The organism is Streptococcus sp. 151470009-6, assembly GCF_053628175.1.
The window spans coordinates 1-14215 of sequence record NZ_JBSEZF010000004.1 but is presented as its reverse complement, the minus strand read 5'-3'; the positions used below and the strand labels follow the sequence as shown (position 1 = coordinate 14215).

The 14215-nt window shown below is 40.7% G+C and carries 9 protein-coding genes; 2 read left to right on the top strand and 7 right to left on the bottom strand.

The window, feature by feature from the left end:
* Positions 1 to 5: 5 nt before the first annotated feature.
* The 5 genes from cps4B to ACUW6H_RS06235 form a co-directional block, all read right to left on the bottom strand.
* Entirely contained in the window at positions 6 to 737 is a 732-nt protein-coding gene (cps4B, locus tag ACUW6H_RS06255; RefSeq protein WP_268705604.1) for a capsular polysaccharide biosynthesis protein Cps4B, read from the bottom strand.
* A 1-nt stretch (position 738) separates the two neighbouring features.
* A complete protein-coding gene (cpsA, locus tag ACUW6H_RS06250) occupies positions 739 to 2184 on the bottom strand; it encodes an LCP family glycopolymer transferase CpsA (protein ID WP_454363052.1) in 1446 nt (481 codons plus the stop codon).
* Between the two features lie 193 nt (positions 2185 to 2377).
* Positions 2378 to 4339 carry a peptide ABC transporter substrate-binding protein gene (locus ACUW6H_RS06245; RefSeq protein WP_454363050.1) on the bottom strand — a complete coding sequence of 654 codons (1962 nt, stop codon included), beginning with the start codon at positions 4337 to 4339 and terminating at the stop codon, positions 2378 to 2380.
* Positions 4340 to 4494: 155 nt separating this feature from the next.
* A complete protein-coding gene (locus ACUW6H_RS06240; RefSeq protein ID WP_454363048.1) occupies positions 4495 to 6462 on the bottom strand; it encodes a peptide ABC transporter substrate-binding protein in 1968 nt (655 codons plus the stop codon).
* 168 nt (positions 6463 to 6630) lie between these two features.
* On the bottom strand, positions 6631 to 8241 hold the full coding sequence (locus tag ACUW6H_RS06235; RefSeq protein WP_454363046.1) for a glycoside hydrolase family 13 protein: 1611 nt from the start codon (positions 8239 to 8241) through the stop codon (positions 6631 to 6633).
* Positions 8242 to 8393: 152 nt separating this feature from the next.
* Here ACUW6H_RS06235 and ACUW6H_RS06230 point away from each other — a divergent pair, with 152 nt between their 5' ends.
* Together ACUW6H_RS06230 and ACUW6H_RS06225 are read left to right on the top strand one after the other, a co-directional pair.
* Positions 8394 to 9878 (top strand): DUF1846 domain-containing protein, encoded by a 1485-nt coding sequence (locus ACUW6H_RS06230; RefSeq protein ID WP_454363044.1) that lies wholly within the window; start codon positions 8394 to 8396, stop codon positions 9876 to 9878.
* A gap of 94 nt (positions 9879 to 9972) precedes the next feature.
* Positions 9973 to 10455: an S-ribosylhomocysteine lyase gene (locus ACUW6H_RS06225; protein ID WP_000032556.1), complete on the top strand. Its 483-nt coding sequence runs from the start codon at positions 9973 to 9975 to the stop codon at positions 10453 to 10455.
* A 61-nt stretch (positions 10456 to 10516) separates the two neighbouring features.
* Here ACUW6H_RS06225 and ACUW6H_RS06220 read toward each other — a convergent pair whose 3' ends face one another.
* Positions 10517 to 12622: an ATP-dependent Clp protease ATP-binding subunit gene (locus ACUW6H_RS06220; RefSeq protein ID WP_454363041.1), complete on the bottom strand. Its 2106-nt coding sequence runs from the start codon at positions 12620 to 12622 to the stop codon at positions 10517 to 10519.
* Positions 12623 to 13070: 448 nt separating this feature from the next.
* Positions 13071 to 14215, bottom strand: a 1145-nt coding sequence (locus tag ACUW6H_RS06215; RefSeq protein ID WP_454363039.1) for a Spy0128 family protein, incomplete at its 5' end; no start/stop codon positions are given.

Here is a 14215-nt window from a genome sequence, read left to right as displayed (position 1 = left end):
TTCTCCTAAATTAGTTGATCCATTATGATTTTTCTTGGGTTCTCTTTAAAGAGTTCCTTGGCCTTGTTTTCACCGTATTTTTTGGCAATGATATCATAGGCTTCTTCCATATGAGGCGGTCTATGATCCAAGTTGTGCATATCACTAGCGATTACATGAACGAGGTCACGCTCTAAGAAATACTGAGCTCTCTTTTTCATGAATTTATAAGTTTCTCCGAAGAGTTTAGGTTTCAAGACATGAGAACTATTGACTTGAGTATAACATCCCATGTCAATCAGCTCTTGCACGCGCTTTTCATTGTTTTCTAAAGCATCATAGCGTTCAATGTGGGCAATGACAGGCGTAATACCCAGCATTAGAATATCACTCAGTCCCTTATGCATGTCTCGATAGGGTGTATTCATGCTAAATTCAATCAAGGCATAGCGACTATCGTTTAGCGTGGGGATTAATTTCTTTTCCAACTTCTCAACGACATCCGGAGTATAGTAGATTTCAGCCCCATAGGCAATGATTAGGTCATTAGCAACTTCCTTAGCCATTTCTCTTACCTTGAGAAAGTTGGTTGCGATCTTTTCTTCAGGAGTTTCAAACATTCCTTTTCGTCTATGCGATGTTGAAACGATAGTTCGCACTCCTTGACTATAGGCCTCTCTTAGAAGGTTTTTACTTTCCTCTATCGACTTTGGACCATCGTCCACATCAAAAACGATGTGCGAATGAATATCGATCATTCTACTTCCCCTCCATCACATCATTGATAGCAGCTTTCGCAGCAGCCAAACTACTATCGTCGATTTCCATCATGTAGAGGTTACTATCTGGCATGGCGTAAGAAGGAAGATCCATACGACCAGTCCCCTTCAAGTCTTGAGAGTTGACTTTGTAATTTCCTCCACTCTCTAACTGAGTATTAACTAGATCCATCATTGTTTCCAAAGGCATATTGGTTTGAAGAGAATCTTGCAATCCTTTAATGATATTGTCATAGTTCTTCAAAGCCTCAGTTGATGTTAATTTCTGAATAATAGCTACAATAACCTTTTGTTGGTTTCGTCCACGGTCACGATCTCCATCTGCTAGAGAGTAGCGCTCACGAACAAATCCCAGAGCCTGCTCAGAATCTAAGTGGACATTTCCTACTGGATAGTACTTCCCATTAGTGTGTGCGGTAAATTCTTGATCATTATAAACATCAATCCCTCCTAAAAGGTCAATCAACTTCAAGAAAGAAGTGAAGTTCAAACGGACGTAGTAATTGATATCCACACCATATAGGTTTTCCAGGGTATGAATCGACGAGTCTACTCCATAAATCCCTGCATGGGTCAATTTGTCCTTTTGATTGTTTCCTCCATCTGCGATTGGTACATAGGAATCACGAGGAGTTGTAGTGAGAAGGATTTTTTTGGTATCACGGTTCACCGTCATCAAAATATTTACATCTGAACGCGAAACGGAGCTAATCGGACCATAGGTATCAATACCACTCACATAAATATTGAAAGCTTTATTCTTCGATACCTTAGGTGCAGCAACTTCTTTAATCAAATTTTTAGTGTAAATCTTCTTGATTTTAGAAGCATAGTCAGGATACTCTGCTTCAATAATATTTTCAAAGACACTATTTAAGACGATTGCTTTCGTTTCACCAGAAAGCAGGCTCTTATAAGCTGCTAGGTAAGAAGTCGCATTCTCAACTGTCAAGTCCTTACTTTGGCTGGCCTTAATATCTGCTAATAACTTTTGAATATTGTCATTGTCTGTCTCTGTTGGCCCCGTAACCGTATCTAGTTGGGTCACATTATTGATCTCACTATCTTTCAAAACGACCACACTAATCGAATACTCTGAGTAATTTGACGTCGAATTGATATGATTGGTAAAACCGACAAACTGTTGCAAAGCATAGAGAGAAAATGAACTAACTAAGATGGCAAGCGTCAAAAAGAAGACCGTAAACTTCTCGGCTTTTTTATAAACAATCAGCAGTAGTCCTACTAAAGCAGCTAATAAAACGAGAACTGCAGAAATAATATTCAGGTATCTAAAAGCTAAAATGTTGTGTCTAAAAATCAAGAACAGCAAAAAACCACCCAACAATAGATAAATGGTTAATAAGATTATGTTAATATTTCGTTTCATGTTGCCAGAACGAGTTCTCTTTGAACGTCTATTCATTTTAATCCCCTATACGTTAATAATTAGGTTCATTATATCACATTTATGAAAGAAATTCCATTTATTCCCACCATTCTCAGCGTTTTCATTCACTTCTGTATGCTTTATTTACTTTAAAAGAATACTAACTTCATTTCTCGATGACAAATTAAAAAGACAAGGGCATTTTATCGTGCCAGCTTGTCTTTCTTTTTTATTTTAAGTGGTTTGAAAATTCTTTTTGACTCTTTTCGATAGCCTTTTTACTTTCTTCTTCCCACTTAGCCTTAGCTTCATCAAATTGTTTCTTGGTAACAGGATCTTTTTGCAGTCTCATGTACTTGTAGTTGTTTCCATCACCTTTGATTCCCACTAGAGAGTAGGCACGTGTAAAGGGAGTTACTTTGGTCACAGAGGCAGTACCACCATTTGACATCGTAGACATGATCAGAGAATTATCAATCATCCAAGCTTGAGCTTCAGCATATTTTTCATAACGCTTAGCGACATCTTGATTCTCAGCGTCTGCTTCTTTTAGAAGTTTCGTATAGGTATCAAGTCCTAGAGTCTTGATGAGTTCTTGGTCTTCCTTAGCATCTAAACCGAAAATTTTGAGATAAAAACCATCTTCGGCATTAAATGGATCCAGATAAGTTGACGGATCTTGGTAATCACCAACCCAGCCATCAAAGTTTAGGTCGTAGTCACGAGCTGCTGGATTTGGTGCTAGGAAAGCAACATTCCCAAAGTCATCGGTTGAAAGTTGCTGAACATCAATGACGACATTATCAGAACCTAGTACTGTTTCAAGTGTTTGTTTAACCGAATTCATACCAGAAACCGCATTTTTATTGGTTTGATCAACTGGGATGTCCAAATGAATCGGGAAGGTCACCCCTTGGGCTTCCAATTCCTTTTTAGCTTCCGCAAATTTTGCTTGGGCTTTTTCCTTGTTGAAATAACCGTCTTGGGCATCTGCTAAGTTGATTCCTGACCATTCTGTTCCATACTGAACAAGTTTAGAAGAAACCACTTCTCCAAAACTCTTATCTCCCACCTGCACAAATGTCGGGGGAACAAGAGTATTACGAAGGGTCTTACTTGCTGCTTCTTGCCCGTTAGATTGAGCAGAATAGGCTGTCCGATCGATGGCAAAGTTCAAGGCCTGACGGAAATTTTTATTTAAAATCGCTGTTTGCGTTGATTTCTTTTGCTGGTCTGATGTTTTAGCAGTGTGGTTATAAGCCTTACGGTTTACATTAAAGTTGAAGTACCAAGAAGTCTTGTCTTGTAAGCTATAAACGATATTGTCTTGGTATTTTTCTTTTGTCTTAGCATAGCTCGAGCTATTTGGATAGACTCCCGCAAGCGTATAGGCACCACTTTCAAAGTTACGAATGGTCATCTCCTGATCAGAGCCATCAAAGTAAGCTAACTTAACTTTTTCAATGGTTACTTTATCATGGTCATAATAGTGTGGATTCTTCACATATTCGATCGAAGATTTTGATGTGAAATCTTTTAACAAGTAAGGTCCATTGTAAAGGATGCTGTTTGGCGTTAAGGTTCCAAATTCTTTATCTTTTGATTTCAAAAACTCTTCGTTAACCGGGAAAAGGATACTATTGGTGGTCTTTGAGTTCCAGTATGGCTCTGGTCGAGTCAAAGTGTACTCAATCGTATAGTCATCCAAGGATTTGACACCAACTGTTGTGAAGTCATTGGTCGCACCTGTCACATAGTCATTCAATCCCTTGATAGAGTTTTGGATGAGATCCATGGCTTGACCCTTGTTGTCCGCAGCATACTTAATCCCTGTGACAAAGTCTTGGGCTTTGACTGGAGCGTACTCTTCTCCATCAGCAGTGTACCACTTGGCATCTTTTCTGAGTTTATAGGTATAGGTTAAACCATCCGCCGAAACTGACCAATCTTCAGCTAGAGCTGGCGTTAGATTCCCATAGCTATCATTTTCTAACAAACCATCCACAAGATTGGTAATCACTGAAGTGTTATCTGCATAATAGTCTAAAAGATAGTTAAATGTCGTCGGATTTGCACTAAATGTTGATGAGAAAGTGCTTGTATCAGTATTTGACTGTCCACAAGCTGTCAGTAAAATCCCTGTAGCTAGGGCAAGTCCAGTTCCGATGAGTCTTTTTTTCATTTTGATCATCATTCACTCCTTTATGTCACTTTTTATAACATAGCCATATTTTATCAAATTTATCTTAAATTGTAAAGTTTCCGACTCTTTTATAGATGAATGATGAACCTAGTCAAATAAAAAGAAAGGAAGCGCAAGCAATATGCACCTTCCTTTCTTATAGATTATTTAACGTGTTTTTCTAGCTCTTTTTGGTATTTGGCATTTGTTTCAATCTTTTCTTTCTGCCATTTCTTGAGAGCTTCTTCGTATTCTTTTGTAGTCACGACATCATTTTGCAATTCCAAACCTTTGAACACAAATGGATCTCCCTTGATTCCGACTTGAGAGTATGCTTTTGTGAATGGAACAGTACGGCTAACAGTTGGAGAACCACCTGAAGAAGCAACTGGGATCAAGAGCGAACTATCAGATACCCAGGCTTGCGCTTTAGCGTATTTTTCGTAACGCTTATTGAGGTCGCTTGTTTCAGCTGCAGCATCATCCAAGAGTTTCTTGTATTCGTCTAGACCTACTTGAGCCATTACTTCTGGATCTTTTCCACGAGTGATACCCAAGTGTTTAAGGGCAGAACCCTTCTTAGCATCAAGAATGTTTAGGTAGGTAGCTGGGTCTTGATAGTCTGGTCCCCAACCAGTTCCATTCAAGTCGTAGTCTTTTTGTGCTGGAACCTTAGCTTGAGAAGTAATGCTCATTTTCTCATTATCGGTCATTTGAAGGACATCGACAATGACATTCTCCGTACCAAGTGTTGATTCGATAGACTGCTTGAGTGAGTTCGTCTGTTGAACGGCAATGACATCGGTCTGCTCAACTGGAACATCCAAACGGATTGGGAAGGTCACACCCTTAGCCTGCAATTCAGCTTTAGCCTTCGCAAAGGCTGCCTTGGCTTTTTCAGGACTGTAAAGCGTATCCTTACCATCAGTAAGGGCTACATCTTTCCATTGGTCTCCATAAGAAACCAACTCTGCCTGTGCCAACTCTCCAAATGTCTTTTCACCTACTTGAACGTAGTCATGAGGTACTAGACTGTTACGGATAATTTTATCCGCACCTTCTTCACCATTCAACTGAGCCGTGTAAGAATGACGATCAAGGGCAAAGTTCAAGGCCTGACGGAAATTCTTGTTGAGAAGAGCTTCTTTTGTTGATGTTTTTTGAGCCTCGTCTGTTTTGGCTGTTTTATTGTAAGACTGGCGGTTTACGTTAACAGTGAGGTAGTAGCTAGTCGCTTCTTGTGGACTGTAAACAATCTTATCGCCGTACTCTTGTTTAGTCGACTCAAAGTTTGAGCTTGTTGGGAAGAGACGGGCTGTTGTATAAGCTCCTTGTGTAAAGCTACGAATCAAAGATTCTTGGTCTGATCCATCGTAGAAAGTTAGTTTAATATTGTCAATCTTGACATTGTCCTTATCCCAGTAGTTTGGATTCTTTTCATACTCGATGACTGATTTTGAAGTCAATGATTTCAAGAAATAAGGACCATTGTATAGGATACCTGATGGGGTTGGTGCACCGTAGTCGCTCCCTTTAGAATTCAAAAATTCTTCATTAACTGGAAGCATGGTTGCAGTTGTGACCTTAGAGTTCCAGAAACTCTCTGGTTTGTTGAGCGTATATTCTACCGTATAATCATCAACAGCCTTAACTCCTACGGTAGAGAAATCATTGCTCTCACCACTAACATACTCTGCCAAACCTTTGATAGAATCCTGAATCAAAGAAAGACCATCTGATTTTCCGTCAGCAGCATGTTTAAGCCCAGTAACAAAGTCTTTGGCCTTAACTTCAGCGTATTCTTCTCCATCAGAAGTATACCATTTTACACCCTTACGAAGTTTGTAGGTGTAAGTCAAACCATCTTTAGAAACGGACCAGTCTTCTGCAAGTGATGGAATTAAGTTCCCATACTTATCATTTTCCAAAAGACCATCAACAACGTTTGCTATAACGTCAGAGGTTGAGCTCTTGCTCGTCACACTATAGTCCAAAGAAGATGGATCCATAGCGTAGACATAAGAGAATGTCTTGGGGGCATCAGCTTTCTTTTCACTTTGCCCACAAGCAGTTAACAGTAGGGCCGCACTCAAAACAGCACCTGCTCCTAAGAGCCACTTTTTCGATTTCATAAGTAATCTCCTTAAAGATAGTGTTTTCACCATTATACCCTATTTTTTCATAAAAGCAAGAACTTTCGCCAGATTTTTTAGAAAATTCTAACAAATATTTTTTAAAGATTTTTCAATACAATTTTTAGTAAAAAACCTCAAGCTTTTGAAGCTTGAGGTTTGTTCATTTTAGTCAGCCAGTTCCACACAGAAAGCATCCCATGGAGCCAAGACCTGTTTTTCAACTGCTTCTTGAGTCACAGTGTTTTCAATCAAGACAGATTTAACTTTTCCTTCTACTGAAAAGTTTTGTTTTTCATTGGACAAATTAGCCACAACTAGGAAGCGACGGTCTCCGTCCTTACGGATATAAGCAAAGACCTTATCAGCTGTATCAAGCAATTCAAAATCAGCTCGAATCAGCCAGTTGTTCTCCTTACGGATTTGAACCAGTTTTTGGTAGGTATAAAAAATAGAATCTGGATTTGCTAGTGCTTCTTGAACGTTGATTTCTTCGTAGTTTGGATTAACTGCCAACCAAGGTTGACCAGTTGAGAAACCAGCATTTTTGCTTTCATCCCATTGCATCGGGGTACGGGCATTATCACGTCCGATGACACGGATACTATCCATAATTTCCTCTAGTGGAACACCTTTTTCAAGAGCCTCACGCGCATAGTTGAGGGATTCAATATCTTCTACTTGGTCCAGTGTTTCAAAAGGATAGTTGGTCATCCCAATCTCCTCACCTTGGTAGATATAAGGAGTCCCTCTCATGAGATGAAGCAAGATTGCAAAGGCTTTGGCAGATTTTTCGCGGTATTCTTGATCATTTCCCCAGATAGAGACGATACGAGGAAGATCATGGTTGTTCCAAAAGAGGGAATTCCAACCATCTTCAACTCCCAACTCTGTCTGCCATTTGTTGAAGATTTCTTTCAACTTAGCAATATTCAGTTCTTTTTGATAGTGCCACTTAGGTTGCCCTTCCTGATACTGAAGACAGATATGCTCAAACTGGAAGACCATAGACAATTCTTGACCCTTTGGATCAGAGTAGAGTTTGGCAATTTCTGGTGTCGCCCCCCAAGTTTCTCCCACTGTCAAGAGATCTTTATCCCCAAAAGTTGCCTGATTCATTTCCTTGAGATAAGGATGGAGCATAGGACCGTTATTGACTACTTTCTCATCAGGAATCTTACCAATCATATCAATGACATCCATACGGAAACCACCAATACCTTTATCAATCCAGAAGTTCATCATCTCATAAATTTTCTGGCGAAGTTTTTCATTTTCCCAGTTGAGATCAGGCTGTTTCTTGCTGAAAAAGTGAAGATAGTATTGACCTGATTTTTCATCGTATTCCCAAGCAGACCCACTAAAGATAGACTCCAAATCATTGGGCTCATCTCGCCAGATATAGTAGTCACGTTCAGGGCTGTCAGGATTTTCACAGGCCTCGACAAACCAAGCATGCTCATCCGAGGTATGATTGACCACCAAGTCCATGATGATACGAATATCACGCTTCTTAGCTTCTGCGATGAGTTGGTCCATGTCCTCCATAGTTCCGAAAATAGCAGCAATCGCTTGATAATCAGCAATATCATAACCATTATCATCCATAGGACTGTCATAAACGGGAGAAAGCCAAATCGCTGTGATTCCCAACTTAGCTAGATAGTCTAACTTACTCGTAATTCCTGGCAAATCACCAATCCCATCTCCGTTGCTATCCATAAAACTCTTTGGATAGACTTGATAGACTACGGCATTGTGCCACCATTTTTCTTGCATCTGTTTACCTCATTATTTTAATATTCTACAATCTATGATAGCGCTTTTTAAAACTTTGTGCAAGCGTTTGCCTAATATTTTTGATTTCTTTTTTAGCTCCGTAGTTTCCTAACTCCCATTTTTTTTATATAATAGAGGTCAGAGGTAAAAAAATGAAAAAACAAGCTTTTAGTTCTGAACAATATTTAAATCTACAACGCGACCACATTTTGGAGCGCATTAACCAATTTGACGGCAAGCTTTACCTAGAGTTTGGCGGCAAAATGTTAGAAGATTTCCACGCTGCTCGTGTACTGCCTGGTTATGAACCTGACAACAAAATCAAGCTCTTGCAAGAGTTGAAGGAGCAAGTTGAGGTTGTGATTGCCATTAACGCTAGCAACATCGAACATTCCAAGGCACGTGGCGACCTAGGCATTTCTTATGACCAAGAAGTGCTTCGTTTGATTGACAAATTCAATGAACTGGGAATCTTTGTCGGTTCGGTTGTCATCACACAATACGCTGGTCAACCCGCTGCAGATGCCTTCCGCAACCAGTTAGATAAAAACGGGATTGATTCCTATCTCCATTATCCAATTAAAGGATACCCGACTGATATGGACCACATCATTTCTCCAGAAGGTATGGGGAAAAACGACTACATCAAAACCAGTCGCAACTTGATTGTCGTAACCGCTCCTGGACCTGGTTCTGGAAAATTGGCCACTTGTATGTCCAATATGTACCACGACCAACTCAATGGCATCAAGTCTGGTTACGCTAAGTTTGAAACCTTCCCAGTCTGGAACCTGCCCCTTCATCATCCAGTCAACTTGGCCTATGAGGCTGCCACCGCAGACCTTGACGATGTCAATATGATTGACCCTTTCCATCTCCAAACCTATGGAGAAACAACGGTCAATTACAACCGTGATATCGAAATTTTCCCAGTGCTTAAACGTATGTTGGAACGCATTCTCGGTGAATCTCCATACGCTTCACCGACAGACATGGGTGTCAACATGGTTGGCTTCGCTATTACAGATAATGAGGCTGCTATCGAAGCTTCTAAACAAGAAATCATCCGCCGTTACTATCAAACAGTTCTTGACTTCAAGGCTGAAAAAGTTGGGGAATCTGCTGTCAAGAAGATTGAACTTCTCATGAACGACCTCGGTATCATACCTGCAGACCGTAAGGTTGCTGTCGCAGCACGTCAAAAGGCTGAAGAAACCGGTGGTCCTGCCCTGGCCCTTGAATTGCCAAATGGGGAAATCGTAACTGGTAAAAACTCTGAACTCTTTGGGCCTACAGCTGCTGCCTTGATCAATGCCATTAAGAAATCTGCTACTATCGACAAGGAAGTAAAATTGATTGAGCCTGAGGTTGTTAAACCAATTCAAGGACTTAAAATCAATCATCTAGGTAGCCGCAATCCGCGCCTGCATTCAAATGAAATTTTGATTGCACTTGCCATCACAGCTATGGAAAACCCTGACGCCGCGCGTGCCATGAAAGAACTGGGTAATCTAAAAGGAAGTGAAGCCCACTCAACCATCATCTTGACCGATGAAGACAAGAATGTCCTTCGCAAATTGGGTATCAACGTAACCTTTGACCCTTACTACCAATACGATCGCCTATATCGGAAATAAAAATTCAAACCTCTCCTTTCTTGGAGAGGTTTTCTCTCTGTTTCAAGAGCAGTCTTTATGATATAATGAAAGAAGAAAACTGAAAGGATTTACCATGTCAAAAGAAGTGATTGTTGAAAGTTTTGAACTTGACCACACCATTGTTAAAGCACCCTATGTCCGCTTGATTGGGGAAGAAACAGGGCCAAAGGGAGATGTTATCTCCAACTTTGATATTCGCTTGGTGCAACCAAATGAAGACTCTATCCCTACCGCTGGCCTTCACACCATCGAGCACCTCTTAGCCAAACTCATCCGTACCCGCATTGACGGCATGATTGACTGTTCACCATTTGGTTGCCGTACTGGTTTCCATATGATTATGTGGGGACGTCACACCAGTGCTGAGATTGCAGCTGTCATCAAGGACTCACTCAAGGAAATTGCTGAAACCACTACTTGGGAAGATGTTCCTGGAACAACCATCGAATCTTGCGGAAACTACAAGGACCACAGCCTCTTTTCTGCTAAAGAATGGGCGAAACTCATCCTGGAACAAGGAATCTCAGATGATGCCTTTGAACGCCATATCATCTAAACAAAACAAAGGAACCAGCTTTTTAGCTAGTTCCTTCTTTTTTTATTCTCAAAATCTTAAGTTAGGCTTTTTCTCGAATGACCAAAACGCCATCTTCCATATCTGCTTCCAGATGTTTGGCATCTAGGTGATCCAAGTGGAAGTCCGTCACCTTATCACGGATTTGTTGTTCAACTACACGACGTAGAGGACGAACACCCATGACTTCATCATAGCCTTCTTCAGTGATAAAGTCCTTAGCCGCTTGGCTGACTTCTAAATCAATGTCTTTCTTAGCCAAGGTTTGGTTGACCTCAGCCAACATCAAGTCCACAATCTTAGAAAGATCTTCCTTATTCAAGTGTGAGAACTCGATAACTGCGTTAAAGCGGTTAAGGAACTCTGGACGGAAGAATGGTTTCAAACGATCCATCAATTCTGGCTTATCCGCATCTTCTGTCAAGTTGGCTTCATAGCCAAATCCAGCATTTGATGTCGCGATAATGACCGTGTTCTTGAAGTTCACTGTATTTCCTTGACCATCAGTCAAACGACCATCATCCAAGACTTGGAGGAGAAGGGTGATTACTTGAGGATCAGCCTTTTCAATTTCGTCCAAGAGAATGATAGAGTAAGGATTACGACGAACTCGTTCTGTCAAGGTATTGCTATTGTCATCATACCCCACATAACCAGCTGTTGTACCGATTAGCTTAGATACAGCTGTGCGGTCACTGTATTCAGACATATCCAAGCGGATGATCGCATCCTTGGTTCCAAACATATCCAATGCCAATTGCTTAGCGAGCTCGGTCTTACCAACCCCAGTTGGACCTACAAAGAGGAAGCTACCGATTGGGCGATTGCCTTCATCAAAACCAGCACGGTTACGACGGATAGCACGAGCCACTGCTTCTACTGCCTTATCTTGACCGATAACCTTGTGTTCCAAACGATGAGCCATATCCTTGAGACGCTCGATGTCTGACGCTCCCATTTGAGATACTGGAATACCTGTCATTCGTTCCACAGATTCGGCCACATCATTGACAGTGGCAGTCACTTTCATATCTTCTGTGTGGTTTTCGACTTTTTTCTCCAATTCTGCAATGCGAGTCTTGGCATTAAGAGCTGCTTCAAAATCTTCTGCCTCAACAGCTTTCTCTTGCTTGTCTTTTTCTGCCTCAATTTCACGTTCAACAGCATGAACATCTGTTACTGGATGTTGAGCTGCCAAGTGAGCAGCCGTTACATCGACAAGGTCGATAGCCTTATCAGGCAAGCTGCGTTGTGGAATGTATTGAATCGAATAATCCACTGCTTCTTTCAAGACTTCATCAGGCAAGATAACATTGTGGTGTTGTTGATAGAGGTCACGAATTCCTTGAAGGATTTTAAAGGTATCCTCTGCCGAAGGAGCATTGACCTTGACTTCGTTGAAACGACGAGCAAGAGCCGCATTCTTCAAAATCGTGTTACGGTATTCGTCCTGAGTTGTTGCCCCAATAACAGTCAACTCACCACGGGAGAGAGCTGGCTTGAGAATATCCGCAAGCCCTTTAGATCCACTATCTCCACCAGTACTACCAGCACCGAGGATTTGGTGAATTTCATCAAAGAAGAGGATAATATTCCCTGCTTCTTTCACTTCGTTGACTAGATTTTGCACATTTTCTTCAAAGCTACCACGGTATTGAGTACCAGCCTCAAGACCTGAGATATCAATGGAAATGATTTCCTTGTTCTTAATAGCAGCTGGAACATCTCCGTTCACAATGGCTTGCGCTAGACCTTCGACAACTGCAGTCTTACCAACACCTGCATCTCCGACCAGAACAGGATTGTTCTTAGTACGACGTGAGAGGATTTCAGATGTTTCTTGAATTTCCTTATTTCGTCCGATAACAGGATCCAATTTGCCCTCACGAGCTTCTGCAGTCAAGTTACGACCTAGTTTAGCAAGGACACCGTCTTGTTTCATACCTGAAGCCTGTTGTTGCATTTGTCCATCAACTTCTGCATTTCCTGGTAATTTCCCAGTTGCACGATAATGAGCAAATTCCTCAGGTGTCACTTCACGTCCATTAATCAAGTAGCGACGGTTTTCAGAACTGTATCCTCGCATACCACCCATCAATTGGTTAAATAAATCATCCATGTTGTTAAAGTTATTAAAGTTGTTGTTCATATTTTTTACCTCGTTTAATATTGATTATTTACGATCTCTGATATTGACTAACTTTGACCTTTGTTTTAAAAATTTTAGACTAGCTAACTAGCTACTCTACGTATAATTTCTGGTTTTTCTTTTTTACATAAGCCTTTTATCATCTTCTTTTCAAAGTCTGTTAGATTAAACATAGGCTTCACCCCTTTCTTGGGATTCTATAGCTCATTCTCAAAGACTAATTTCTTGAAAATGAGTTTTTTAAGGAATTCATTTTCCTTATGTTTCTACTATATCACATTAGTCAGTAAAAGTCAATAACTTTTGACCAAATTTGACTATTTTTAAAAAATTTTTTGAAACACAAAAAAAGCCCCTAGAAAATAAATTTTCTAGAGACTTTCTCTATCAAGTTTAAGAGAGAAGTAGAATTCTCACTTACCAAGTTTCATGTTTCTTCTACAAAAGCTTAAGCTTTACGTTTTACGAAGAATACCAGTCCACTCAATGCCAAGACTACAAATCCAATTGCTGAGAAGATAGATGTTGCTTCACCTGTTTTTGGAAGTTCAGCTTTACCTTTAGTCTCCGTAGCTGGAGGTGTTGGTTTTGGTTCCTCTTTTTGTCCTGGAACATTTGGTTTTGTTCCTGGTTCATTTGGATCTGGCGTTGGTGCCGGATCTGGTGTTGGATCCGGTGTTGGTGCTGGATCCGGTGTTGGATTTGGATTTGGTGTTGGGTTTGGATCCGGTGTTGGATTTGGATTTGGTGCTGGGTTTGGATCCGGTGTTGGATTTGGATTTGGTGCTGGGTTTGGATCCGGTGTTGGGTTTGGAACAGTGTATTTATTTGTAAATACAACTGCTTTACCATCCGCATACGAAACAGTCGCAGTCAAGAGACCTTGACCATCCGCAACTACAGTGACTGTTACAGTGTGCTCAGTCTTATCATATTCAACACCCTCTTCAGTACCAACTTTTTCAACCAAGGTATAAGTGTGAGTACCTGCTTCTTCGAATGAACGAACAAAGGCTACTTTACCTTCAGCAGTATTCTTAGCTTCTGCTACAACTGCACCATTTTCTTTCAATTCGAAAGTATAAGCATCAGCCGCAAGTTCTTTACCTTCAAGTTTCTTAGTTGCTTCAATCGTAGCTTCTACTGCTGGTGCTTTGAAGCTATTCGTGAAGACACTACCTGCTGGGTATTCAACAGTTGCCTTCAAGGCATTTGTTGCTGCATCTTTGGTTACTGTTACCACTGCAGTCTTTTCTGTGTCGTAAGTAATACCAGTTGCTCCGGCATTCACTTCTTTTACAGTATAAGTATGAACACCTTCTGCATCATAGTTGATTGCATTAAATGTTACTTTTCCACCTTGGTTTGTTTTTGTATCAAGTAGTTTTGTACCTTCATACAATTCAAATTGGAATTCACCATCAACCAAAGCACGACCAGTCAATTCTTTCGTAAACGCAAGTGTTGCTGATGTAGCTGTTGGAGCCGGTGGAACTGGTGCTTTATAAGTGTTAGTGAAGACACGTTCTGCATCCGCATTTTCTACAGTCGCAACCAATTGACCTTGACCGTTATCTACTACAGTTACTTTAA

What these genes read in the sequence shown, in the direction of transcription:
- cps4B (WP_268705604.1), bottom strand. Translation starts at nt 737, where the DNA reads ATGATCGATATTCATTCGCACATCGTTTTTGATGTGGACGATGGTCCA.
- cpsA (WP_454363052.1), bottom strand. Translation starts at nt 2,184, where the DNA reads ATGAATAGACGTTCAAAGAGAACTCGTTCTGGCAACATGAAACGAAAT.
- ACUW6H_RS06245 (WP_454363050.1), bottom strand. Translation starts at nt 4,339, where the DNA reads ATGATCAAAATGAAAAAAAGACTCATCGGAACTGGACTTGCCCTAGCT.
- ACUW6H_RS06240 (WP_454363048.1), bottom strand. Translation starts at nt 6,462, where the DNA reads ATGAAATCGAAAAAGTGGCTCTTAGGAGCAGGTGCTGTTTTGAGTGCG.
- ACUW6H_RS06235 (WP_454363046.1), bottom strand. Translation starts at nt 8,241, where the DNA reads ATGCAAGAAAAATGGTGGCACAATGCCGTAGTCTATCAAGTCTATCCA.
- ACUW6H_RS06230 (WP_454363044.1), top strand. Translation starts at nt 8,394, where the DNA reads ATGAAAAAACAAGCTTTTAGTTCTGAACAATATTTAAATCTACAACGC.
- ACUW6H_RS06225 (WP_000032556.1), top strand. Translation starts at nt 9,973, where the DNA reads ATGTCAAAAGAAGTGATTGTTGAAAGTTTTGAACTTGACCACACCATT.
- ACUW6H_RS06220 (WP_454363041.1), bottom strand. Translation starts at nt 12,622, where the DNA reads ATGAACAACAACTTTAATAACTTTAACAACATGGATGATTTATTTAAC.